The sequence below is a fragment of the Anaerocolumna cellulosilytica genome (genome assembly GCF_014218335.1).
In the GTDB taxonomy this organism is placed as follows: domain Bacteria; phylum Bacillota; class Clostridia; order Lachnospirales; family Lachnospiraceae; genus Anaerocolumna; species Anaerocolumna cellulosilytica.
Map to the genome: position 1 here is coordinate 737,508 of NZ_AP023367.1, position 24,155 is coordinate 761,662.

The window sequence follows — 24,155 nt, forward strand, 5'->3', positions numbered from 1 at the left end:
GGAGCTATCCTTATGTATTCGAAAAGAAGGTATATAATTTATGTAATAATCTGTATGGTTATACTTGGTGTATTTGGTATTAGTGTTTTGATGATTCAAAAACATTATAATGAAAAGATTAGAGAGGCAGAGGAAGAAATACGCGTTTTAAGTACGGAACTTGAAGCAATTGGGCCTATGGGAGTTATGTATCAGTTAGATATGGATGTTAAAGCTGGTAATGAAGCAAATGATTATGACCTAATTGAAGTTGCAGTACCGGAAGCAGCGATCCCTGAAGAAGCAGCGTTACCTGAGGATTTGGAGGGAAAAAGTTATAAAATTGATTTGAAGGCTGGTTTTTATCTTACCAAGGATATGTTGCTTGATTATGATTTGACAGATGATATGAGAAAGTTAGATGTTGTTTTTAACGAAATACCCATTGGATTAGAAGTAGGAGATTACATAGATGTAAGAATTTCGATGCCCTTGGGACAGGATTTTTGTGCCATGCCTCATAAAAAGGTGGTAGCTATCAATGGTTCAACTATTAAGTTAATTGTTACTGAAAAAGATTGTTACACTTATGAATCAATGAAGACAGATTTATCTATTTACTCCGCTACAAAGATATATGCAACCCAGTATGTAGAAGCCGGCATACAAGAGGCCTCGATTGCCTATTATCCAGTTACACTTGAAGTGCTTGAAACTCTTATAAAAGACCCTAATATTGACACAGCAGATTATAGTGATGTTCTTATTAGACGTGAATTGCTTGAAACGCAGCTTATGAATTCGGATAAAGTTGATATTGAAGAAAAAGTAACAAGAGGGAAACAAAATATAAGTGATAAATTTGCTGATGCCAAGAAGAATTATGATCAGATGCAACTGGATAAAGAAAAAGAAGCTGCGAAAGCAGAAGCAAGGGAATCTACAAAATAAGTCAGATAATTTCTATATATGTTGCTGACACTTAAATGCAAAGAAATTTAGAGGAGTGGAGATAAATATGGCGAATTTATTAATAGCAGGGAAAATGGATAAAAAGATGTTAGTGTATCCTCTTCTCAGAGTATTATCCATAGAGGGAGATGTCCTTTTTATCACGGATGATATCTCCTTTAACCGTCTATTTGACGGAACTCAGTCTGGGAAACACCAGAACATCACATTGTACGTTGGAAATGCCGTACCTTCTGGGAGAAATGAATCGGAATTGTATAAGAATGTATTAGTGGTCTCGGAAAAAATAAATTCGGAAGAATTAAAAAGATACGATGCAGCACTAATTGTATATGGGCCAGATTACTCCTTTTATGGACAGGACTTAATCGAAGTTATGGAGAAAATAAATGATTTAAATAATGCAGGACATGTCAGGGCAGTGTTACAAAGTATTTATCCGTTAAAAGCAGCAGGAAATATAATGATAAGAAAACCGGAGCATTACTTTTATATAAGCAAAGTAGAGGAGATGAAAGAACTTTTACCATGTAAGGATATCTGTGTTGAAAAGCTTCTGATAAATACATTTGCTGATGCGCTAAATATTAAGCCAAAGCAGTTTGCCAATCTGCTTAGGTTAAAGCCCTATGATGTTTCAAAGAAAGTAATAGCTAAAAGCTTTTTATGAATGAATGTTTGCGCTGCATAAGCGGCAGCATGAGAGGATGGTTGAATAAAAGATACAACCCCTTGATTAGTATGCGACAAAAGTTCGCAGATGGGAGCTATAAAAATGAATATTGCAATAATTTCCCCGCATACGTGCCAAAACGGAAATACAACAATAGCTTCTCTTGTGGCATATTCTTTAGCTTATAAGAATAATAAGGTATGCATCTCTCATTCCGAAACATATTCAGATGCATTTATGAAATACTTTGGAGTAGAAGTCATGATAGAAGAAAAGTCCAAATCACTACAATTTATGAATTTAATTCAAAGCGGAGGCTTATGTAAAGAAGATATTAGTGATTATTGTTACAGTTTAAGTGACAAACTTGAACTATTTACACTAAATATAAAAGATTTAAAAAGAGATGAATTTTTTGACTTTAATAAATATATATCTACTATATCTTTTATAAGTACAAATTTCCCACATGACTATGTAATTTTCGATGTAGATGACAATTGTCTGGAGTCTCCGGTTAATAGGGAAATACTATCTCATGCAGATTTAGTAATTTATGTACTTACCCAGTCCAGTACAGAGCTACATAAATTCTCCGATGAGAAAAAAACATATTTTAAGGCGGTTGGCAGTATACCATGTCTTGTAATTGTCAATAAATTCTGCAATATGATAGGTGATATTGATGATACGGCGAAAGAACTGGGTATCAGAAAGCCAAAGAAATGGTATAAAGTTAGGTATAATCCATGGATTATGTATGCTCATAACAATGGTGTACTTCCTATGCTTATGAAACGAATGAATGAAAGAGATTACAGAGTGCTTGATATAGATTCAGATATCCAACAGGTGGTTTCGGGAATATTAAGTGTAAAGCGAGCGAAGACCCAGATACAGATTGATAAAAGGAAGGCAAGGTGATGAACATGGATAACCTGAAATTAATATTCATATCTTTGATTTGCATCTTTACTCTTGTGTTCCTTTTATACTTGTATGCCAGAGGGAAAAAACAAGTAGTTGTAACAGAAGAATTATCCACATTTGAAGATGTTCTTGCAGCAATTAAGTTATATATGGTAGATCTGGTGAAAGAAGATAATATTCAGGTAAAAACTCTTGAGGAATATCTTAAAATAAAGAAAATTAGAGCAAAAAATAAAGATGCCTTAAAAAAAGCGGTATACGGAATCATCGGTGCCAAAGGCATGGTTCAGAGTTTAATCAGAGATTTTTTAAGACCTCGTCTTACACCGGAGCAAATAAGGCATATTCTTGGAATTGACGGAGAAAGTGATCCCGAAAAACATATAAAATTTGAAATAATTATGTTCCGTTACAAACAACTATATGATGTGGATGCGTTGGCAAAGTGGATACTCAAAAATAACTATCATCTACCAAAGCAAGCTCTTGGTCCGTCAGCAAAAAATACAACGGCCTACTACATAACAAAGGCAGATTTAGCAGATAGTTACTACAAAGAAAATATTACATTAAATGATAATGAAGTGTATGATTTATTTGCTATTCTTCTATTTCAAAAATATGTGGGCTGGGGTGATATAGATACGATTACGGAGATGAATGTCAACGGTTATAATCTTGGGGTTTCGGGTTCTGTTATGAATGCAGTTAGTATCAGGCCTTCTATGGGGAAAAGTAAGCGAATTGACGGGTTCGGAGAAAGTGATGCACTAAATTCATTTTGGTTGTTTTTTCGTGGAGTATATATCCATTTTTTATTTCTTGAATTTAGCTCAGAGGATGAAATTAGGAGAATTATTCAATTGCTGGTTCGATACAATTCTCCAGGACCATTATCAGCAAAAAGAGGATACATTGTTAATTCTATGTACGATAAATCCCGTATTTTAGCAATCAGACCGCCTGCGGGTGAATTCTGGGCGGCCTTTGTTAGAAAGTTCACTTTGGATAAGAATACTCCAATTGATCTTATCATAAAGCCTGGAATCCATAATGGTGAACTTCCGGTTAAATTCACTGAATTTTTAATGAAAGGAAAAGTTACTGCTGCAATCACAGGACGTCAGGGTACCGGTAAGACCACATTTTTAAAAGCAATTGTTACCTATATAGATCCGAAATTAAATCTGCGTGTATTGGAAATGGCTCCGGAGATGTATTTAAGAGAGTTGTTTCCGGACAGAAATATATTCTCTGTACATGAGATTAACACAGTATCCTTGGAAGAATGGCAGGATGCCTTTAAAAAATCCGATGCGGGAGTAACAATTATAGGTGAAATTGCTACAGATCCGGTGGCTGCAAGAGCAATACAACTTGCTATGACAGGATCTATCTTTACTATTTTTACACATCACGCAAATGAAGCAAAAGATCTGGTACTTACTCTTAGAAATTCTCTTGTAAATGCCGCTGGATTTGATAATATGACTACGGCGGAGCGTCAAGTGACAGAAGTACTAAAAATGAATATTCATTTTGATATAACACCTGACGGAAAACGTTATATTAAACGAATTACAGAAATTATTCAGATGGAAGAAAGCATTCCGTATCCTGAAATAGATCCATGCAATGTGGAATTAAGTCTTGCAAATGCTACGATTGAGCATTACCAGAGAACAACGGATCGTATATCCTTTGAAACGAGAGACTTACTTATATATGACCTGGAGAGTGATACCTATAGAGCAAAGGACCTGCCGAGTGATTACATGATACATAAAATTATGGAGGGGTTGCATAAGGAGGAGCGAAGCGAATTTAGTAAATTCTTAGATTATTACTGGAAAGGTGTTTCAGCAGGGGGGTATACCGGAATCCATTATGATTACGAAACGGAACATAATAGTATGTTAACAGAAGATGATGTTTCAGAGGATGAAGCTTTAGAAAATATAAGTGCTTATTTAAGAAATAGATTTAATTTTGGAGATGATGAGGAGTAAATTTCAATTTGGGCAGTATTGCAAATTTGTACCTGCGGTTGAAAACTTGCAGGCATCGGAAAGGGCATGAGTATTAAATGAAAGAAATATTAATATATTTAACTCCCAATTCTATAATACTGTTACTTGCCTTGGTATTACTAATGGGGGCGGGTCTATTTTTAATGAAGGGCCCAAAAAATAGGAAGAGTTATCGTAAGACAGGGATATTTACAGCAATATACGATGAATTGACAAAGCTTCCTATTGTAAAAAATTATGTAAAAAAGAAAACAATGCAGTTATCAGCTATGTCTGTTTATTCAAAAGAGGAAATAAAAAGCAAAGCCTCTCTCTATTTCATTATATCTTTTCTCACATTTGTGGTATCTTTGCTTGTTGGGATATTTATATATGATGATTATGTAAGCGTAGCGTTGGTAGGTGTAGGCGGGTATATAATCCCAACAATAGTGATAGAAAAAAATATAAAAAGGATGCATGGGATTGTAAGTTATCAGCTTAAATATGCAATCGAATCTTTAAGACTTGAATATCTAAAATGTAATGATGTTATTGAAGCACTTGAACATGTTGACTATGGCAAGAGGCTTACAAAAGCATTTTCTTCCTTGCATGAAATACTGACTTCTGCGGGTTCCGATACAAAAATAAAAGAATATAATGAATCAATCCCATTTATACATATGCAGACTCTTGCTCAAGTTTGTTACCATGTTAATAATACAGGAGATACATTTGATGAAAATGGATATTCATCCTTTGTTAATGCATTATTAATCATGATGAAAGATTTGAATGATGAAATCGGACGATTAACCTATCAAAAAACAAAGTTCGGAAAGTTAGAATATCTGTGTCTGGTTGCTATTCCCGCCACAAAAGTAATGGAAGTATTCTTGTTATCCAGTATGCCCGGAACGGCTATTATTTTAAAAGGCATATTAGGATATATATTTAAAATTATTATCATTGTTATAAGTTTGACAAGCTATACTTATGTAGCTAGGGCAAATAGTATGTCTTTTTTTAAAAATGATGACAGGAATATGATTTTAAATAGATTATTAAAAAGACGTCTAGTATTTTCCTTCGCAAAACAGATATCACCAAAAAATATGGTACGAGTTCAATTTGAACAAAAACTAAATGATGCGTTTTCTAAAAAATCTGTAGAAGAGTTCTATCTAGGAAAGGCTGTTTTATCATCAGCGATTTTTGTTTTCTCTATGATATGTGTACTTAGCAGCATAAATATTGGAAGAGACTATATGAGAAACAATTCCGACTCCTTGTCTTTAATTAAAGAAAATCCCACTTATGAGTATGACCATGATGATATTATTTCTATGGATAATTATTATATGCGCATGAGGGATAAAGGGTATATTTTTGAAAATGAAGAAATTAGAGTCCTAATAACAGATACAATAACAGGTATAACTGATATGGATATAGAATCTCAAATATCCAGAATGAAAACAAAGTATGATTATTTAAGCAATCTCTATTTTAGATGGTGGTTTATCCCTATTTGTTTCTTACTCTCAATTGGAGTTTGGTTTATACCGAATAGGCGACTAAAGAAAAGAATTGAAATATTAAATATAGCTGCTGAAGAGGAATTCCTACAGATTCAAACAATTACTACCATTTTAATGAGTATAAATTGTGACACCATGGAAGCAATCGGTTATCTGAGTGAATTAGTTACTATTCATAAAGATATGTTTCTTTATTGCTATTTGGGCTATGCATCAGATCCTGAAAAAGAATTAGATATCATGGAAATTAAAACACCTATTCAGGATTTTAAACGGTATATAAGAAAATTAAAGCTGACTATTAATGAATTATCTATGGAAGATGCATTTGCAGATTTAAAAATTGACCGGGAACATATCAGTCGTATGCGTGATGAAAAACTTCGAGATAATATCGACAGAAAACGAAATGAATGCGGTCTAATTACCAAAATAGGTTTATCTGCTGCAATTGTCCTCCTATTTGTATTTCCACTAATGTATATAGGTTATACCAACATGATGGATGGACTTAAAACCCTTCAAGGCTTATAAATAAAGGGTTTAGCAGAAATATTATATTAAAAATATCTGTACAGAAATGATTAAGGAAGTGTGGTTAAATCACAAAAAACTTATATTATTTAACATAATAGTTTTGTAGGAGAAATTAAACGTATTTAGTTGTTTAAGTTCTCAACCCAAAAAATAAAATCCGTTAAACGGTGAAAAGGAGTGTGAAATCTATGGCAGGTATCGGTGATGAAGGCATTGAGACATCGAAACTTGGAGCTGCGTTGTTCGCATTTGGATTTTTTTTAGCTATCGCTATTATTATTTTCACAACTGGAAAAACGATTGCAAACAACGGTAGTGACAAAGTACAAAAGCAGTTGGAGATTCTCCAATTGTCTGAGTTTACAGATTATGACCAGGCAGTAGTGTTAGGGAATAAGCTAAGGGCAGCATATGATGCTTTTGAAGGTAAGCCATATGCTGTAATCGTTGGGACTAGGAACCTTATCGATTGCCAAAGCATTAGCGGTATTGAATTTACCGGTGATAGTGATGATTTGGATATGCTGATTGAGACGGACATAACTACAACAAATTCAGAGGGTAAAACCAATGCAACAGTTTATGGAATGAATTACAATGCATTACTTCCAAAAGATACAGAACTGGAAATGAAAAATGGAAGTTTCATTACGACTTCTTCCTTTGCAGTTGATGACAAAACAGGTGCAATTAAGTTTAATAACGATATTGCCAATACCAAAAAGCAGGGTCGTACCGAATATATTGCCTCTGGAGCCAAATTCCAGTCAAATCTGATTAAAGATACTACAGGTGAAATTGTAGGTGTTTTTTTCTATCAGGTAGCATCCAACAATTAAAAAGCCCCAAAGATTAAAAAGTAGCAGTCTCTACTGCTGCTTTTTGTCGTATCACAAAGCGATCCATAAAAGCTAACTTTTAAAATGTTTGTATAGAACAATAAATAGGATAATAGAGGTACACTGTAATTTATCATACTATAATTACAGTTATTAATTTGAATTATTAATTAAGTTTTTGATTGGAGTTTTTGAGATTAGGTTACAAATAAATAATAAATCGAACTAGTATATACAGAGAAGGATTAGAACTATGGATAATGAAAATGTACAAGATATATTCGGGATAGCAATACAATTCATATTAATCGGTCTTTTTTTAACATTTTGCATATTTGCCTTCCACATAAGGTCTTCCTTTGCTGTTACAAGAAATGAACAGATAGATAGTACCAGAAAAATCCGAGAGGCCAGGCAATTCAGCAAATTCAAGCAGAATGAATGTACAGGACATTTATGTGATGGACATGTTTATGGTGATGATATCATAGAGTTGCTTCGGGAACATGCAGCAGGTGATTTAGAAATTTATATAAATAAAGTCTCTGAAACTGGTATAAGCCTTCGGCTTAATAGTGAAACATCAGTAAGAGAGGCCAATCTGTTTACCACTAGTTCATTAAATACTCTTCTTAATACACAGTCAGAATTTCACCCCTATTTAATATATGATGGCGGAGATGTAACAAATTCAATCTATTATAATAAAAATTCAACAGGACAAGTAACTGGTGTTGCATTTGTGTGGATATCAGATAATAAATAGGAGAATTATCATGAGATCGAATGAAGTTACGGATACATTGTCTTTAGGCAGTGAATTGATTCTTTTTACGTTGCTTTGTACCTTCCTTGCAATAGTTTCAATACAAGCTGGTAATATACGAAGTGCCAAGGAGCTGAAAGAAAATACAATGATATCTGTCAGGGAAAAAAGTGAGTTGTATTATTATAAATATGCAGAACATGTTTCCGGTTCTGATATTGTAGAACTTATTATAAAAAACAACAGTAAATACGATTACTATATCAAGTTATCTACTATAAATACCAATATAGAAATTACAAAAAGCAGAGCAAAAAAATTAATGGAGAAGGGTGAAAATAGTGAAATACTCTGGACCCAATCGTATCTTACTAACAATATTTTCGTTGAGCATATATATTCCTCCTATGATGTACGAATGCAAGAAGATAAGAATGGGGCTCTTTCCTTTTATTTTACAGAAAGGTGATGAATGTGAATAAAGCAGGCGATACAGCAATGGATATGCTGAAGTTAGCGGTTGGTATTATATTTTTTGCAGCCATGTTAGTCTTGGTAGTAAAATCAGCAAATGTTGGAACCGGAATGTTTCACACCAGCTACAATAAGCTTGATGAAGCCCAGTTAAAAGCAGATACCTGTAATTTAGCTTCTTTAAAAAATACTACTATCAATATCCCAGGTGGTTCTGTATATGCCCTACTCGTATATAATGAAAAGAATATTGGTGAAATTATAAGCTATCTTTACCCTGATAATGGTAAAAAGTATACTGTAAACGATAATCTTTTGGCTTTATTGAAAGGAGATATTAACATAACCGTGACCTTAAATAGCAATACAGGACTATATGATATAGTTCTTAAAAAATAAGGAACGTATGAAAAAATCTTAGCTGACAAAATACGTTAGATAAGTATCTCTATCATTTCACACAGGAAGAACCCCAAAGTGTTAGGGTTCTTTATCCTATAGTTTGTGCATACGGTGACATGTTTGGAGGGAGGAAAACAAAAGCATTTTTTAAAATCCTGGTATGTACGTGAGCAAGTACAGATAGCACTAGAGCACATAGATTGGAGTTGCTATGAAAAAAACAATCATTGAAATGTTAGATTTGGCACTTTTAACAGTAGTAATCAGTATTATACTAATAAATGGATTATCTGTCTTATATCAATGTAATAGACAAGCTATAAACGCTTCAATCACAATAGCGGATAAAAATACGAATAAAAAGAACGGATTTGGGATCACTGAGTATGGAAATTATGATAATACATTAAACAAATATGAGATAGCCCTTATAGGATACATGAAAAGTAAGGAAGAAAATAAATCCTATCAACTGACGATAAAAGAAAAGGATGTGAATTCTATGTATGAGATATGGAATCTGATTGGTGAAGATGCAGATGCAGCAAGATATTCAATAAAATATAAGTATAGAACAAAAAAATACAATATTATAAAGGAGGCGTATGAACCAAATTGAAAGATGGGTTTATAGCAAGGGTAATCAGTCTGGTATTAATTATTATTATGTTTATTATCTGCCCATATATCTATTCATACTCCATGACAGAATGGGAAAGTCGAAGAGTATTATTAAATGATGTTAGTAGCTTCCTAGATAAAGTAACTGATAAAAGAAGTATATCTCAAGATGATTTGAATGAATTTAGTTTACAGGTGGCATCCAGTGGCAAAATACTTAATATTAAAGTTGAAAGGTTAGTAAAGGTGTACACAAAAAGAAAAGATGGAACAATAAATATTACGTACATAGTAGCAGATAATAATTCAGAATTAAATCCAAGAGATATAGTAAGAGTATCACTTAATGAAATAACTACTTCAACATACAGTAAAATAATGTCTACATTTTTAAAATTAAATGAAGATAACTATTCACTAACCATGTCAGCAACGGTTCGTTAAAGGAGGAAAGTAATGAAAAAAAAAATCTACATATATATTTTAGTTTGTACCTTTGTATTTAGAATTATTTCACCGGCTTATATAAGTGCAAGTACTGTTTATTATGATGAGTATGTTACAGTATCTTATGTATCTGACATTAGTGGCACATCTTTTCCCTCTACTAAGACCAGTTATCTCTGGGAAGGGGAACATATGGTGTACAAATTTCAGCTATCTGAGCCAACAATAATTAAAGCATATTTTAGCTGGAGTCAAAGTGATGAAGTGCCGGGAGGAATAGCCTGGTTTTCAAAAGATATGTATGGGGTTGATATAATAGGTAATACGGCAGCAATCAGTTCTAAAAATAAATACAATCTTATATTATTAGAACCTGGAACGTATTATATCAATTATTCCTTTGGAAAAAGAGGTTCTTATAAGAATGCATATAATATTGGCTTATCTATCGCAGGACAAAAGGTTAATACGAATACTTTAGTATCTGCTTCCTCCTGGGAGAATCCCAATGTAATTAGGACTGATTTTTATTATGAGGGATTTCTAAGTAACTTACAACCATCAGCACATTATCTATTTTCAGTTAGCAGTAAAAGCTATGTGACTATTGATTATCTCTTTAAACAGGTCGATAACTTAAAAGCAGATAGTGCCAAGTGTACACTGTATTATAGAAATGGAAGGGTTATAAAATCTCAAAAATATGACACTAGAGATACTTCAAAAAATAAAATAGCTGTGCTTCTTGAACCGGGAGATTATTACATTAATCTAAGCGATGCAACGGCTCCTACCAGCCTATATGTAATTGCAGAACCAAGAACGAATACTTTGACGCAAAGTATTAAGCGCTATACCAACAAAGATGTTACAGTTTGGTTAGATTCCTCCTATGACCATGAGAGAGCATTAATGGTTTCTTCCAAGGTTACAGATTCTAATATCCGTTCAAATACTGTATGGAAAACAAGCAGAAATGATACTTGTCTAGTAATAGAGGAAGATTTTTTTACGGTATCGGAAAATGGATGGTATACTGTCAGAACAGAGGATGAGAATGAAAATTATGTTATGACCACAATAAATATAACGAATATCGATAAAGTTCCACCTACTACAAATATAGTTAACAATAAAACCTACACTTCCAAATCCATAACTATAAGATTTGATGATGATGTAAGCGGTGTAAAGTCAGCAAAACTAAACGGCAAAGTAATTAATTATGGTAAAGTAGTTAAAGCGAAGGGGAAATATAAATTAGTTATTACTGACCAGGCAGGTAATGCTAAAACAGTTGTATTTACTAAAAAATAAATCCACAATAAAACTAAGAAAAGGAGGCGGCGTATGAAGTAGAACCCATACGTAGTATTTTAATAGATGAAAACATGGTATAACGTGTTTAATTTCTTAGGTGTAGCAGCTATATTAATTATGCTGTCTACCTATTATATTCAAATGGACTCTGTTCAGAAAGAATATGATACCGCAAGGTTAAACCAATGCTTAAAATATTCAACAGAAGCCGCCTTTCTTTCGGTTTTTAGCAGAGACAATCTTAGTATAAAGTATCAAGAAATGAATGATTTAAAACTAGAGCCGGGGAGCAGTCTGGATACTTTTAAAGATATGATTTGTTTAAATTATGGAATGGCTGTAAACGAAGAAAATAGAGAGTATATAGAAAATTGTATATCAGTGGCAATGCTTGCAAGTTCGGATGGTTATTACGTAACAGAACTAACAGAGATTAACTCCACAAATGGTCTGAATGGAGATGTTTACGGGTTGGTATGGAGTTCCAAACTACCATATACACTTGATATAGAAATTGGCATTGTTGGTTTAAATCTAGTGAATGAAAAGTGGTCTAAGGTAACGAAAAGTGGCAGCTCTATAGTAGTAAAAGAAGGAGATAGGTATACTGATTTAGAAGTAAGCGCCTATATAAATCATAACATAAAAAAAAGAAGAATAAATTCTTTATTAACAGATGCTTTAACCTTTCAAGTAAATGCTGCCAGTGAGCTTCGTGGAGAGGTTGACTACAATTTTTATTTACCGCCAGTTCAGACGTTTTCAGGAATAAATGATATAAGTAATACAAGCCTTATTATCTTACTTGGAAATGCTGATTTTTCAGGCAGGGCAGTAAGCAATAATGTAACAATTGCAGGTCTTTCTGCCATAAGAAAAATACGTGTGATATGTTATGAGGAGGACGGAAGAAAATACTATTGCTATGAAACCCAAATACCACAAGATTCATTTGGTCTAATAAAGATGTATTATGATACCGCTATGGAAGCAGCAAAAGCAGGTTATGCGCCGGATTATCGATATATCTTTAATAAACAAACTTTGTCTATTGATAAGTAGAAGTTAAATAAATTGCACTGGTAATAATATACTGAAAAATAATTACATTCAATAACATAAAAAGATAACCATGACTTTCTGAGATTTTATTCGGCTTAGAGGCCATGGTTTTTTATTAAAAATCTTTGTATAGAAACCTGTTTTCATATTTTATTTGTCATAATATTAGAAATTGTTGTATAGAAACTGATTGTCATGTGTGCCACTTTTTATGAAGGCAGTATAATACTGATTGTTTATACAAGAAGAATAGCGAATGGAGGGGAATGGGGTATATGTTAGACGAAGAATTTTTATTAGACTCATTGGATTTGAATGGGAATAATATTGAGGAATTTAAAGAGTTAATAAAAGAAATGGAAGATAAAACTTTATGTATGAGGGTTGACAGCGACAAGTTGTCTTTATTATCTATAACAGGCAGTAATGGAGGGGCTATCTACTGTAATCTAATGGCACCTTATAAAATATGGATTGTTAAAGATAAGCACTATTTTTTGCAGAATTCTATGGTATCTAAAGGAAATATAATGGAAAAGGGGAATTTTAAAAATTTAATTAAGGAAGCAGAAAATAAAACAAAGTTACTCTTGGTTTATGATAATACACCTATTTTTACTTCCGCAGAGTTTCCTTTATCTGTTTTTCAGCAAAACGATGAAACTTTGTGCTACTCAGACAAGCCAAGTCTAGGTCGTGATATTTCTATTGCAGAGCAGTTTGAAACTGGAAAGGAGGTAACAATAATATTGCGAACAATAAACTCGATCTCAAAAGTATATGCGATGAGAAGCTCCAGTTATTCGTATATTCGACAGACGATTTTACTGGATATCATGGAAGAAATTAGGAAAAGAAAAATATTGTATTGTGAAGAAGAAAAAGAAAAAGAAGAAGAAAAAAAACAAGATAACAAAGAAAACAAAGAAAATAATCAAGAGGACAACGAGAAAGTGCCATTTGTGTGCAGAGGGTGGCATATTGATAATAAAAATTCCTGGATTGAATTAGAATTTCAAAGTATGGGACATGACATTAATAAAAGATATGATTTTAAGGATGATATCGTTCCTGGTGTTAAAATTATTACATCAGATACAGGATATAGTTCGCTTCGTATACAGTCTATATGGAGAATCGGCAATACAGTATGTATCGAAAATGAGTTCTCAAGAAAACATACCGGTACAAAAAAGCATCGTGAGATGTCAGAAGAATTTAGAACAGCAATTTTTGATGAGATGAATCAAGAGATTCTAACCAAGTATGAAGAATTACCCAAAAAGCTTTTTGAATTAAAAACAGTGATACTAACAGAAGGTGAAAAAGCAGCATTTTCTTATATTAGTAAAACGATGAAATATGCCTTTAAAATTGTCAAAATGACGGCTGCAATATCAAAACAACGTTCCATAAAATTAGAAAGAATTGTTATGGAAAAGATGGATTACTCAAAAAGAATAACGGCCTATGATTTAGTAATTCAGACGATTAACGCAATAAAAGAACTGGATGATATTCCAGTTACAGCGGTAGAAAATATGAAAAAGGCTATAACTAAATTGGTATATGTACCTTTTTCTTAGGGTGTTATGTTAATATCAAAATATAGAAAACAGTTTCTTTTAAATAAATCATTATGTAACCATACAACGGTTTTAAATAAAATATCATTTTAGGATGATAAATAATATATGAAAGATATTAAACGTAGATTTTAAAATATAATAAACGTAAATATTAAATTAAGATATTAAATCACATATTAATTAGATCATCAAATTCGCAAACTAAGAAAAAGTGAAAAGACGGAGATACTATGTGTAAACGGAACGTAATACTTCTTTTACTCTTATTTATATTTGGAATTATATTGTGTCATTTTATATTGAGTTCACAAATTAAAATTGCTAGAAAAATATTTGTAGGTAGTGTAAGGGATAAAGAAATTACCAAACAGATAATAAAAAAAGATTTAATAAAAAACATCCAAATCAAAAAAGAAAAATTACCAATAAGCCAGGATAACTTCAATAAGTATTTTGCAAATAAAAGTAATTATACTATATTAAATGCGTCCAATCAATTTTTAAAGAATGAAGTAAACGCTGTGTTGATTGCTATAGGTAAAAACTATGCGATTGAATTTTATGATATGGCTAGTGACAATATAGCTCTAAATATCTGTAAAAACATTATGGAAAGTAATGAATTGCCCAGTACACCAGAAAACAACAAATACATGGAGTATTATTATGAGGTTATAAAAAACGAGATGTATTTCATTTTATCAAAAGTTGATAATACAATTATTTTTACATATGCCCCTAAGGAGTACAAGGAAGAAATTAAAACCCTTATGAATAACTTAGAATATTAACTATTATAATTTAAGAGTTTTCAGATATATAAAAGCCTCTGCATGAAGGCAGTTATCTAACGAACCTGGGATTATCAAGTATATTTCGAAAGGCTTCCTTTTCATTTTCAGAAAGAGAAGAGTTCCAATTATCTTTTTCTAATTTAACTTTGTATTGTATATAAGCTCTATATTCTGCATTATAGGCGAAAGGATTGTAAGAAATTGGACATATATAGAACTCTATGTATTTATGATTATTATAATCCTTAGTTTTAAAGGTTACGGTTTGATTTAAATGAATTCCGAATAACCCAAGCTGTTTTTTATAGAGAGAGGGAACACCACCTTTTTGCTTTGTAAATTCAATGTTATATATACTTCCACCAAGGGTATCTTCGTTAATATATATGCTGCTAACCTGCGTTCCGACAGGTAACGCGACTCTGACAAGGTAGATTGGTACTGCATAATTCCCAATGGTACTATCCATGCCTTTCATTGATAGAATTGCATTATCATTCAGGGTTTTTAATTTAGGTTTTGGAAAATAAGCATCTACGAACAGGAAAGAACCCTCATCCGTGATGTCACAATCAAATACTGAGACATATGTTTTTAGAGCTTCTGTTATTGTCAAGTCACCAAGAATTCCTGAACGACTTAACCTTAACAATACTAGGGTCGGTATTAGTAATAGCATTACAATTAGAATCCACTTTTTAAAACTTTTATTATACATCATTGGAACCTCCTTTGAAACATTCAGAAAAATTTAGCTAATTACGATATGTTAGAAGATGGAAAGAAAGAAAATAAATATAATAAATAAAAAAATAATAAAAATGACACCCAGTACCGGGAGCTGTTAAGTAATTATAACTAGAATCATTTCATTCGAAGAATGTAATGATTCTAGTTATTCGAAAAATAGTTACCAAAAGATAGTTACCAAAAGATAGTTACCAAAAGATAGTTATTCAAGAATTATTCAAGATAGTTTCGCAATTACCTAATTAGTATGTATAAATTTAAAGGAGAAGATAATATCTATATAAAGTTTTTGAAGATGAAAACTTAGGAAAGATATAAGGTTTTTCGTATTTCTTACCATTCATATTACAAGAAGTAACTTCTACATTCCCAGTTGCATTAATTTTATAATAAACAATAAACTCCTTGTTTTTCTCAGTTGCATGATAAAAAGTAATAGAGTTAGAAGTAATTATCGGGTTATTGTAATTATATTGAGGGATATCCGGTTTATTTCGTAAATCTTTTGTGATTCTGTTAATAATTATATAATTAACAAGACTAAACTGACATTATTTACCGTTAAAAGGAATGAAATCTTCCATAAAAAGGGTCGGGATGGTATTAACAGAGGATGAAATTGTATAACAAAAACAACATAAATAGCAAAGTATACAAGAATGTGAATAAAAAATAACCAGTCAGCCATTTTAACAGCCTTCTGGTTATTTTACATTAAGACACCACTATGTATTCTTTCTCTGTTTATAGACTTACAAAACATTCTGCAAACTTACCGATGACTAGACAGCATACTAGTCATTTGAAAATTTAGATAATACAAGAATCGCTTTATAGCCAAGTGCAAAGATAACTAAAGATATTAATCCGGAGGGAATCCACCAGCCAAAACCTGCATTTACAGGTACGGCGGGAAGTATTTTGTCACGGAATATCTCAGAGGTGGAGCCAACTACAAAACCAATAATAATACAATAGGTCTGATGAGGAAAACGTTTCATAGTCCATTCCAGAGGTTTTGTAACCAAAAAGACTCCAATCAGGGTAGAAAATCCTAAGATACCAATGTAAATAACATCAAATTTCGTTATTGCAAGAAGCATGGAATCATACATACCCAGTACAATCAGCATATGGGAAGTACTGATACCCGGTAAAACTAGTGCCAGTGCGATAACGACCCCGGTTACTAAAAGCATAAGGTAATGAGCTACACCCGAGCCGATACTAACATCAATATTTCCGGTAGGGATAAAACCTATGGATATAACAATGACAAGCCCTAGAAGGAAGTATAAAACAGACGATATTCTAAGGGAGGATTCCTTGGTCTTTTGGTACAAAGCAGGAATGCCACCGATTACTGCACCCAAAAAGAAAAATGAAATAAAAAATGGAAACTTATCCAATAGCCACTTAATGAGAAAGGCTAAGGAGCCAATTCCAACCCCTGCACCTATAGAAAATTTTATTAGAAATATTAAGTTGCCCTTTATATCCTTTAAAAAGTTACTGATTGCACTTATGAGATTATCATAAATACCTAACAAAATAGCCATGGTTCCACCGCTTACTCCAGGTACGCTCATTGAGGAACCAATAATAAAACCTTTTAGAATAATTAACAAATTATTCTTTACATTCTTTTGATTCTGCATGTCTTTAGATATCTGGGTGTATGTATATGCCCAGGCTCCTTTCAAAAATTAAATTAAATGATATTATAGCATAATTTTATCAGAAAGTAAAATTATCCATAAAAGAAATTCAGACAAAGAAAATAAGGATGGCGTTACAGATAATCAATAATACCTATTTTTCTATAAAAGTGACTAATTACCCATTTTATGACATTTTCAATTGTGCAATAATGAAAGCATTATTGGGCAATGGGAGCAAAAGTGTTTGGGATGAACTACATTAAAATTTGGCATGTAACATCACTACACCCCCGAAAACAGTTCCTGTTTTCAACAAAGCGGAACTTTCATCGTGAAACAAGCAGCTTTCAGGCACGCCCTTGATTGACAGGAACAATAAGGAGTATTTAAGATGTTAGAAATGGATAAAAAAAGCTTCTGGAAAACGGAAGTGCCTAAGAATATAAAAACCGGAGTCATGAGTGCGGCCACAGCAGCGTTTATTAGTGCAGCAATTACGTTTGTGTCCGGCAGTATTATGGAACGCCCTACATTGGCAGATGTTATAGTGTTATTGTTGCTTGGATTAGGAATCCAGTTTGCAAGAAGCCGTTTTTGTGCTATATTTATTTTGATTTATTATGTTATTTCACAGGTATTACTGTTTGCCGAGGGTTATGGCGGAAAGAACTTTATTATGTGGTTTTTATTTGTATCAATTTATGTAAAAGGTATTAAAGCTGTATTTCAATACCATAAATTATGGAGACTATACTTATCCGGGGATTATATTTCTGAAAATACCGTTAGTATGAAAGTATATAATGACATCATATTTAATGAACTCCACTCTAATGAAATGGAAACAAATGAGAAGGAAATAGAAAGCAATAAAAATCAAATCAATCTGGGTATGCATAACAATAGCAAGCAGTAAACTTAAAATCACTGAAAATTGGAAATGGATTGGTATAATATGGTTAGTTGGTTTAAAAAGAAAAAAACGATATGGGTTGATATTGATTATGAAAACCTTACTCTGGATGAGTTAGTAAAAAAAGCAGTAGAATGTGCTGCTGAGGCTAAAATTCCTCTGGACTATACGCCGGATAGTATCGAGAAGCTGGAGGAACTTCTAGAAAATTATTATAAAAGTAAACTGGCAAGAAATAAAGAAGAAAATAAAATTTGGAATATGTCATTGATTTTTGGATGTTATCTTGGACAAACTTTGTTATATAACGTTTTATATGAAAAAGGATATAAGTGGAAGATTGAAAATGGAGTACCGGTATTAAGTCATGATGAGAAGAATATAATGTCTCCTGTAAGCAAGGTTTATAAGCGTCTAACAGAGGGCAGCGGCGATTCTGTTAAATCTTTTTATGATGTAGCCGTTGCAATTGCGGAAGGAAAAATCAATTTTAATAAATAAGAAAAGAATAGCAGCAGTATCTTGCATAACAGAGAGTGCAGACTTTTCTCGCTGAAGGGTAAGATTGTGTTAAAAGAACAACCGGTATTAATATATATAATACCAGTTGTTTTGATTTCTTTTGACAATAATATTTAAATCTTGAAGCGGATTATTGAAATATTTTTAATAGCTTTAGTTTTCCGGACAGTCTTATCAGTTTGTCTCCCAAAGGAAAATGTTCAACCTCTTCTTTAGTCAGAACGCCTGTCTTAATAATTCCGATAAAATATACCAATATACCCGATACAACAGCAATCATTAAAGAAATACTGTTCTTTTTGAAAACTTTATTACACAACTCATACACGATGGCTGTAAGAATCCCCATAATAACAGCAATAAGTGAAGGTGTTAAAAACATTTTCATAAAAGGCAGTGTAAAATCCCTATTCAGGCTTTTTCGTATAGATATCCAGTTTAATACGCACATAGACATAGAATAAACAAAAGCAGCTATTAGTAAGCTATATAGTTTTAAATCTGTAAATAGCAGCAGAGGTAGTAGTATAACAGTCTGAAGTGCTAAAGAGGCTGCGGCATTTATGACAGGCAGTTTTACCTGTCCAATTGCTTGTAAAACTGCATTTGTGATGGTGGACAAGGCATAAAATATAATAGTAAGGCTTAAGCCGCGCAGAAGACTTACAGTCAATCCAATGGATTCTGCCTGGTTAAAAAGAAGACGAACTATGGGTTTTGATAAAGCCGCTATTCCTATTGCAGAAGGGATGGCGATTAATAGGGCAGAGCGGATGGAGGCGGTTATCTTTTGCTCCGTATCTTTTAACTCACCTCTTGCAAAGCTGGCAGAAAGTTCAGGAATTATGGCAGATGACATGGCGGAAGCGATGGCAATGGGTATGTTGGCAATTACTACTGCTTTACCAGAAAATATACCATAATAAGTGGAGGCACTTTTAAAGGTGTAGTTGTGTTTTGATATCATAGACTGGATATAAAGTGATTGGTTTAAGGTGGTGTTAAAATTATAAATAAAGGTGCTTAAGATGACAGGGGTAACCATATTGATGATAATTTTTAATATGTTTCCATATGGCAATACCTGTTTGTTATCATCATGGGAGCACTCTAAGGTTTTGACGGTTGATTTACGGTTAATTAAGTAGATAAACAGCATAAATACTAAAGCGGTCAGGACCCCTGCACCGGTTCCCAAAGCACTTCCTGAGGCGCCATATACAGCCTGTACAGAGGCTCCTTTACCGGTTGCCATATCCATAAGGAAGTAGGCAGCAATCAGGCTTACTGCTGCATTAATAAGTTGTTCTAAAACCTGGGATATGGCTGTTTGCACCATGGTTCCTCTGGCCTGATAATATCCTCGAAATACGCCTAAAATACCTGAGAGAAAAATAGTAGGAGCAAAGATTCTAAGAATAGGAACTGCTTCTGTTTTTACTAGTAATCCGGCACAAAAATAGGTAAACAGACTGGCAATACTACCGGCGGCTACTACATAAAACAAGGAGCACAAAAAGATACGGCGTGCATTCTTGTACTCGCCTACAGCCAGTCTCTGAGCAATAATTTTTGAGATGGCCGACGGGATACTATAGGAGGAAACCAGTAATATAATTGTGTAAATATTATAAGCAACGCTATAGTATCCATTACCTTCGTCGCCGATAATACCTGCTAGTGGGCTTCGATACAACGAGCCGATAAGGCGGCAGATGATACCTGCTACAGCCAGAATTCCGGCTTGCTTGATAAAGCTGTTTTGATTCTTTTTATTTGTCATTTGTAACCTCATTGTGTTAATACATTCATTTTTGTAGTGCTTTCTGCCTATTATACCAAAATTAGACAAGATTAGCTAGTGTCATATCATTTATTTAGAGCTTGCAAATCTGAGCCATATATGTTACATTGAATAAAATGAAACGTTTCAAAAAGGTGGAGACTATGGCAACTATCAAAGATGTGGCAAAGGCAGCACAGGTTTCTGTGGGAACTGTATCCAGATATTTGAATGGGGAACAGCTAAAGCAGAGAAATCAGGAAGCAATTGAACAGGCTATTATGCAGTTAGGTTATGAAGCCAATGCCATTGCACGGAGTATGAAAACCGGAAAATCCATGGCAATTGGCGTAATAGTTCCCTTTCTGGCCAATATGTTTAGTATGCGTGTTATTGAGAGTATTGAACAAGAACTTCAAAAATATAACTACTGTGTCATAATTACAGATTGCAGTGGTGACAAAGAGAAAGAGCTAGAACGTATTGAATTCTTAAAAGGCAGACAGGTAGACGGGATAGTACTTATGCCAAGTGGATTTCAGTCTTTTGAACTTAGAAAGGCAGTGGGAGATACGCCTCTTGTTCTGATTGACAGGATTTTAGAAAAACCTGTTTTTGATTCTGTCGTAGCCGACAATGAAGGAATGACTTATGAGAGTGTTTGCCGTTTGCTTGAAACTGGAATTCGAAAAATAGGCATTATAGAAGGACCTAATTATATATCAACAGCAAGACAGCGACGCGAAGGATATATCAGGGCATTAAAAGCGTTCGGAATCAAAGAAAAGTACAGGGCAGTATGTAAGGAGTACAGTTTTAAAGAAGGCTATGAGGGTATGAAAAGGCTGGAGCAATATCAGTTAGAGGCGGTTTTTGCCAGTAACTATGAGCTTTCAGCAGGTGCTGTCAATGCCAATGACAGGGAAGATATTCGAATCTTGGGGTTTGATACCTTTGAAATCCCCGTCAGGTTTCAGGAAAATTATACTGGCATCAGGCAGCCGGTGGAAGAACTGGGAAGATTGGCTGCAAAACTCTTAGTTGAAAGGATGAATCAGCCGGATAAAGAAATCAGCAATATGGTCATAGGTTAACAGTTTAATAGACAGTTAACCTTGGACAAAATTTGCAGTGCTATTTTTTACTATTTATTTGAAACGTTTCAACTTTGTAAGGAGGAGAAAACGATATGAAAGTAAAGGCAACCTATTTTCAAAATGATAAGGAAAAACCTTTGGTTTATGGGGAAGTAGAGCTAATTGACCCACCTAGAAGAAGACTAAGAGGAGAAGAAGAAAAGAAGGGAATTTTAGCAGAGAGTGTAATTGTAGGCTTTTGTGGAACTGACCATGAACTAATGAAGATGGGACAGGAGGGAAGACTTTCAAATAAGTTTCCAAAAGGGCAAGAAAGATTAATCAATGGACACGAAGGTTTAGTATGGATACCTTCTGAGGAGAGATTTGCAATTGTACTAATCCGTGGGGGCAACAGCTATGATCCCACCAGATATACAGAAGAGGAGTCCTATTTTGAGTATGGCTGTGATGGTGCCGATGGCTTATTTTCCGATAAAAATTATTATCATCCGGATATGCTTTTAAAAATTCCAGACGGTTTTGTAAAGAATGGAAAGATTGCATTATCTTTTGCAAAGAAGATGGTTTTTCCGGATCCTTACGCTTGTATGGTATTTCAAAGGGAGAGGATGGAGGACTTAGGAGCAGCTCATAATTTTAGAATGGAGATGGCGAAACATAAGTGCAGTGAAGCAGAGGCCAGAGAACATGCCAGAAAGCAGTTATTTGCAAGAACCGTTATCTTCGGACTTGGAACTACCGGTATGTTTATGGGAGACCTTATCAGACAGAAATATCCGGAAGCAAAGATTGTATTTGTTGGAAGAAGTGAGGAAACAGACCTTAAAGTAGTATTTGCCAAAGAGCAGACAGGAGCAGTGTATGTACAGAACCATTATAAATCGACAGAAGATTTGGCTGGTGCTGTTATTGTTGCTTTAGGAGGAAAAGCAACTGCATTTATTGGAGTCAGCGGCACCAATGTGGAGCATGAACTGGCCTTTAAACAGGAGGTTTTAGGTTGTAATGGGGTTTATAACAGCTTTTCTTTGGGACCTCAGATACAGTTTGATACGATGCCTTTTGGGTTTAAAAACCACTTAATTATGGGTTCTATTAATTTCAGACAAGACCATATGGAAGAAGCTATTCGTATTCTTACAGACAGTCGTTATGATGAAATCGTGGAACTAATTGAAAAAGAGGAATTTATAAGGAATCCCTTGGCTGCATATGAGAATAAAATATATGCAAAGGGAGCTCCATTAAAGACAGCCGTCGTTTGGAATCCGGATTATATTGATTTTTCCAGATAAACATTACTTTGAATTGTAAGCAAGTAAAGGCCGCAGATAGGAGCAAGGTTGAAGGAAAGTATTGAAAGATAATAAGGATGTCACAAAACGATTCTTTCAACTCATAGTATTGTAGCTGTATCGCAGGCATGCCTACGATATGCATTAGGAGAGCTAAAATGAAAACAGTATTGATCACAGAACCATATAAAATCCAGGTCACTGAGACTGGTATGCCAGAAATCAAAGAGGGCGAAGCACTTCTTCGTATTAAATATTGTGGAATTTGCGGAGCGGATGTATCCAGCTATACTGGTAATCAGCCTTTTACCACATATCCTAGAATACCGGGACATGAGTTCAGTGCAGAAATTGTTGAAATTGGTACAAATAAAAAAGGTCTGAAATCAGGGGATTTCGTAACTGCCAATCCGTATTTTAATTGCGGGGAATGTTATTCCTGTAAAAGAGGATTTGTAAATTGTTGTACCGACAACCAAACCATGGGAGTACAAAGAGACGGAAGTTTCAGTGAGTACATAGCAATGCCCATAGAACGCATATTTAGCGGAAAAGGATTAGATGCAAAGCAGCTTGCATTGATTGAACCATTTTCCATTGGATACCATGCATTATCCAGAACGCAAATTAAGCCTACGGATAAGGTACTGGTAATAGGATCCGGACCGATTGGTCTATTTGCACTGATTAGTGCAAAATTACGTGGAGCCCATGTCTATGTAGCAGATGTGCTGGACGGAAGGCTTGATATGGCAAGGGCTTATGGAGCAGATGGGGTCATTAACACCAGAACAAAAGATTTACAGACAGAGGTGAAGGAGATTACAGATGGTAATGGTTTTGATGTATGTGTGGAAGCCTGTGGACTGCCTGCTACCTTTTTAGCCAGTATTGAAGCAGCAGCTTTTGCAGGTACTATTATCTTAATTGGAAATGGTAAGCAGGAAACTGGTTTTAATCATTCAATTCTATTGAAAAAAGAATTGAATGTATTTGGCAGCAGGAACGCTTATTCCTATGATTTTACTAACTTAATTGATATAGTAGCATCCGGACGAGTGGATGTAATGAAAATGGTAAGTGACATTTATCCTATAGACAAAGCAGATGAAGCTTTTAAAGCGTTGACCTCAAATACCGGAAATTTGATGAAAATATTAGTGGAGTTTTAGG

The 24,155-nt window shown here is 33.9% G+C and carries 23 protein-coding genes; 20 read left to right on the forward strand and 3 right to left on the reverse strand.

What is annotated here, in order from left to right:
- Nucleotides 1–12 precede the first annotated feature (12 nt).
- The 15 genes from acsn021_RS03305 to acsn021_RS03375 all read left to right on the forward strand — a co-directional run bounded on the left by acsn021_RS03305 (nucleotide 13) and on the right by acsn021_RS03375 (nucleotide 14,955).
- Nucleotides 13–930, forward strand: coding sequence for a hypothetical protein (locus tag acsn021_RS03305; protein WP_184095243.1), 918 nt, complete (start codon nucleotides 13–15; stop codon nucleotides 928–930).
- Nucleotides 931–997: 67 nt separating this feature from the next.
- Nucleotides 998–1,621, forward strand: coding sequence for a hypothetical protein (locus acsn021_RS03310; RefSeq protein ID WP_184095241.1), 624 nt, complete (start codon nucleotides 998–1,000; stop codon nucleotides 1,619–1,621).
- Nucleotides 1,622–1,726: 105 nt separating this feature from the next.
- Complete coding sequence (locus acsn021_RS03315) at nucleotides 1,727–2,548, forward strand: hypothetical protein (RefSeq protein ID WP_184095239.1); 822 nt, start codon at nucleotides 1,727–1,729, stop codon at nucleotides 2,546–2,548.
- Between the two features lie 5 nt (nucleotides 2,549–2,553).
- On the forward strand, nucleotides 2,554–4,563 hold the full coding sequence (locus acsn021_RS03320; RefSeq protein ID WP_184095237.1) for an ATPase, T2SS/T4P/T4SS family: 2,010 nt from the start codon (nucleotides 2,554–2,556) through the stop codon (nucleotides 4,561–4,563).
- 77 nt (nucleotides 4,564–4,640) lie between these two features.
- Entirely contained in the window at nucleotides 4,641–6,641 is a 2,001-nt protein-coding gene (locus acsn021_RS03325; RefSeq protein ID WP_184095236.1) for a hypothetical protein, read from the forward strand.
- Nucleotides 6,642–6,832: 191 nt separating this feature from the next.
- Nucleotides 6,833–7,483: a hypothetical protein gene (locus acsn021_RS03330; protein ID WP_184095234.1), complete on the forward strand. Its 651-nt coding sequence runs from the start codon at nucleotides 6,833–6,835 to the stop codon at nucleotides 7,481–7,483.
- A gap of 253 nt (nucleotides 7,484–7,736) precedes the next feature.
- Complete coding sequence (locus acsn021_RS03335; RefSeq protein WP_184095232.1) at nucleotides 7,737–8,249, forward strand: hypothetical protein; 513 nt, start codon at nucleotides 7,737–7,739, stop codon at nucleotides 8,247–8,249.
- Between the two features lie 10 nt (nucleotides 8,250–8,259).
- The gene (locus tag acsn021_RS03340; protein ID WP_184095230.1) at nucleotides 8,260–8,718 is read left to right on the forward strand and encodes a SufD family Fe-S cluster assembly protein; all 459 of its coding nucleotides are present in this window, start codon (nucleotides 8,260–8,262) and stop codon (nucleotides 8,716–8,718) included.
- Nucleotides 8,719–8,723: 5 nt separating this feature from the next.
- Nucleotides 8,724–9,122 (forward strand): hypothetical protein, encoded by a 399-nt coding sequence (locus acsn021_RS03345; RefSeq protein WP_184095228.1) that lies wholly within the window; start codon nucleotides 8,724–8,726, stop codon nucleotides 9,120–9,122.
- A gap of 214 nt (nucleotides 9,123–9,336) precedes the next feature.
- Nucleotides 9,337–9,744 carry a hypothetical protein gene (locus acsn021_RS03350; RefSeq protein WP_184095226.1) on the forward strand — a complete coding sequence of 136 codons (408 nt, stop codon included), beginning with the start codon at nucleotides 9,337–9,339 and terminating at the stop codon, nucleotides 9,742–9,744.
- A complete protein-coding gene (locus tag acsn021_RS03355) occupies nucleotides 9,741–10,190 on the forward strand; it encodes a hypothetical protein (protein ID WP_184095223.1) in 450 nt (149 codons plus the stop codon). Before acsn021_RS03350 ends, acsn021_RS03355 begins: the two co-directional genes overlap by 4 nt.
- A 12-nt stretch (nucleotides 10,191–10,202) precedes the next feature.
- Nucleotides 10,203–11,510, forward strand: coding sequence for a hypothetical protein (locus acsn021_RS03360; protein ID WP_184095221.1), 1,308 nt, complete (start codon nucleotides 10,203–10,205; stop codon nucleotides 11,508–11,510).
- Between the two features lie 66 nt (nucleotides 11,511–11,576).
- Nucleotides 11,577–12,575, forward strand: a complete 999-nt coding sequence (locus acsn021_RS03365) for a hypothetical protein (protein ID WP_184095219.1) — start codon at nucleotides 11,577–11,579, stop codon at nucleotides 12,573–12,575.
- A 266-nt stretch (nucleotides 12,576–12,841) separates the two neighbouring features.
- Entirely contained in the window at nucleotides 12,842–14,161 is a 1,320-nt protein-coding gene (locus tag acsn021_RS03370; RefSeq protein WP_184095217.1) for a hypothetical protein, read from the forward strand.
- Nucleotides 14,162–14,463: 302 nt separating this feature from the next.
- Nucleotides 14,464–14,955 (forward strand): hypothetical protein, encoded by a 492-nt coding sequence (locus acsn021_RS03375; RefSeq protein ID WP_184095215.1) that lies wholly within the window; start codon nucleotides 14,464–14,466, stop codon nucleotides 14,953–14,955.
- Nucleotides 14,956–15,007: 52 nt separating this feature from the next.
- Here the strand turns inward: acsn021_RS03375 and acsn021_RS03380 are convergent, their stop codons facing one another.
- Nucleotides 15,008–15,679, reverse strand: a complete 672-nt coding sequence (locus acsn021_RS03380; protein ID WP_184095213.1) for a hypothetical protein — start codon at nucleotides 15,677–15,679, stop codon at nucleotides 15,008–15,010.
- An 823-nt stretch (nucleotides 15,680–16,502) separates the two neighbouring features.
- Nucleotides 16,503–17,366: a DUF368 domain-containing protein gene (locus tag acsn021_RS03385; protein WP_184095211.1), complete on the reverse strand. Its 864-nt coding sequence runs from the start codon at nucleotides 17,364–17,366 to the stop codon at nucleotides 16,503–16,505.
- Nucleotides 17,367–17,760: 394 nt separating this feature from the next.
- On the opposite strand from acsn021_RS03385, the gene acsn021_RS03390 reads away from it, so the two are divergent.
- Complete coding sequence (locus acsn021_RS03390; RefSeq protein ID WP_184095209.1) at nucleotides 17,761–18,285, forward strand: hypothetical protein; 525 nt, start codon at nucleotides 17,761–17,763, stop codon at nucleotides 18,283–18,285.
- 39 nt (nucleotides 18,286–18,324) lie between these two features.
- Nucleotides 18,325–18,783 carry a hypothetical protein gene (locus acsn021_RS03395; protein ID WP_184095207.1) on the forward strand — a complete coding sequence of 153 codons (459 nt, stop codon included), beginning with the start codon at nucleotides 18,325–18,327 and terminating at the stop codon, nucleotides 18,781–18,783.
- Between the two features lie 151 nt (nucleotides 18,784–18,934).
- Here acsn021_RS03395 and acsn021_RS03400 read toward each other — a convergent pair whose 3' ends face one another.
- A complete protein-coding gene (locus acsn021_RS03400; RefSeq protein WP_243167967.1) occupies nucleotides 18,935–20,587 on the reverse strand; it encodes a putative polysaccharide biosynthesis protein in 1,653 nt (550 codons plus the stop codon).
- Between the two features lie 164 nt (nucleotides 20,588–20,751).
- Between acsn021_RS03400 and acsn021_RS03405 the strand changes: the two genes are divergently transcribed.
- From acsn021_RS03405 to acsn021_RS03415, 3 genes are all read left to right on the forward strand, one after another.
- Nucleotides 20,752–21,681 carry a LacI family DNA-binding transcriptional regulator gene (locus tag acsn021_RS03405; RefSeq protein WP_184095203.1) on the forward strand — a complete coding sequence of 310 codons (930 nt, stop codon included), beginning with the start codon at nucleotides 20,752–20,754 and terminating at the stop codon, nucleotides 21,679–21,681.
- Nucleotides 21,682–21,776: 95 nt separating this feature from the next.
- The gene (locus acsn021_RS03410) at nucleotides 21,777–22,982 is read left to right on the forward strand and encodes an MDR/zinc-dependent alcohol dehydrogenase-like family protein (RefSeq protein ID WP_184095201.1); all 1,206 of its coding nucleotides are present in this window, start codon (nucleotides 21,777–21,779) and stop codon (nucleotides 22,980–22,982) included.
- Nucleotides 22,983–23,140: 158 nt separating this feature from the next.
- Entirely contained in the window at nucleotides 23,141–24,154 is a 1,014-nt protein-coding gene (locus acsn021_RS03415; RefSeq protein ID WP_184095199.1) for a zinc-binding alcohol dehydrogenase family protein, read from the forward strand.
- Nucleotide 24,155 lies beyond the last annotated feature (1 nt).

What these genes read in the sequence shown, in the direction of transcription:
- acsn021_RS03320 (WP_184095237.1), top strand. Translation starts at nt 2,554, where the DNA reads ATGGATAACCTGAAATTAATATTCATATCTTTGATTTGCATCTTTACT.
- acsn021_RS03365 (WP_184095219.1), top strand. Translation starts at nt 11,577, where the DNA reads ATGAAAACATGGTATAACGTGTTTAATTTCTTAGGTGTAGCAGCTATA.
- acsn021_RS03400 (WP_243167967.1), bottom strand. Translation starts at nt 20,587, where the DNA reads ATGACAAATAAAAAGAATCAAAACAGCTTTATCAAGCAAGCCGGAATT.
- acsn021_RS03390 (WP_184095209.1), top strand. Translation starts at nt 17,761, where the DNA reads ATGTTAGAAATGGATAAAAAAAGCTTCTGGAAAACGGAAGTGCCTAAG.
- acsn021_RS03370 (WP_184095217.1), top strand. Translation starts at nt 12,842, where the DNA reads ATGGGGTATATGTTAGACGAAGAATTTTTATTAGACTCATTGGATTTG.
- acsn021_RS03315 (WP_184095239.1), top strand. Translation starts at nt 1,727, where the DNA reads ATGAATATTGCAATAATTTCCCCGCATACGTGCCAAAACGGAAATACA.
- acsn021_RS03415 (WP_184095199.1), top strand. Translation starts at nt 23,141, where the DNA reads ATGAAAACAGTATTGATCACAGAACCATATAAAATCCAGGTCACTGAG.
- acsn021_RS03310 (WP_184095241.1), top strand. Translation starts at nt 998, where the DNA reads ATGGCGAATTTATTAATAGCAGGGAAAATGGATAAAAAGATGTTAGTG.
- acsn021_RS03385 (WP_184095211.1), bottom strand. Translation starts at nt 17,366, where the DNA reads ATGCAGAATCAAAAGAATGTAAAGAATAATTTGTTAATTATTCTAAAA.
- acsn021_RS03335 (WP_184095232.1), top strand. Translation starts at nt 7,737, where the DNA reads ATGGATAATGAAAATGTACAAGATATATTCGGGATAGCAATACAATTC.
- acsn021_RS03380 (WP_184095213.1), bottom strand. Translation starts at nt 15,679, where the DNA reads ATGATGTATAATAAAAGTTTTAAAAAGTGGATTCTAATTGTAATGCTA.
- acsn021_RS03305 (WP_184095243.1), top strand. Translation starts at nt 13, where the DNA reads ATGTATTCGAAAAGAAGGTATATAATTTATGTAATAATCTGTATGGTT.
- acsn021_RS03325 (WP_184095236.1), top strand. Translation starts at nt 4,641, where the DNA reads ATGAAAGAAATATTAATATATTTAACTCCCAATTCTATAATACTGTTA.
- acsn021_RS03340 (WP_184095230.1), top strand. Translation starts at nt 8,260, where the DNA reads ATGAGATCGAATGAAGTTACGGATACATTGTCTTTAGGCAGTGAATTG.
- acsn021_RS03360 (WP_184095221.1), top strand. Translation starts at nt 10,203, where the DNA reads ATGAAAAAAAAAATCTACATATATATTTTAGTTTGTACCTTTGTATTT.
- acsn021_RS03395 (WP_184095207.1), top strand. Translation starts at nt 18,325, where the DNA reads ATGGTTAGTTGGTTTAAAAAGAAAAAAACGATATGGGTTGATATTGAT.
- acsn021_RS03330 (WP_184095234.1), top strand. Translation starts at nt 6,833, where the DNA reads ATGGCAGGTATCGGTGATGAAGGCATTGAGACATCGAAACTTGGAGCT.
- acsn021_RS03405 (WP_184095203.1), top strand. Translation starts at nt 20,752, where the DNA reads ATGGCAACTATCAAAGATGTGGCAAAGGCAGCACAGGTTTCTGTGGGA.
- acsn021_RS03410 (WP_184095201.1), top strand. Translation starts at nt 21,777, where the DNA reads ATGAAAGTAAAGGCAACCTATTTTCAAAATGATAAGGAAAAACCTTTG.
- acsn021_RS03350 (WP_184095226.1), top strand. Translation starts at nt 9,337, where the DNA reads ATGAAAAAAACAATCATTGAAATGTTAGATTTGGCACTTTTAACAGTA.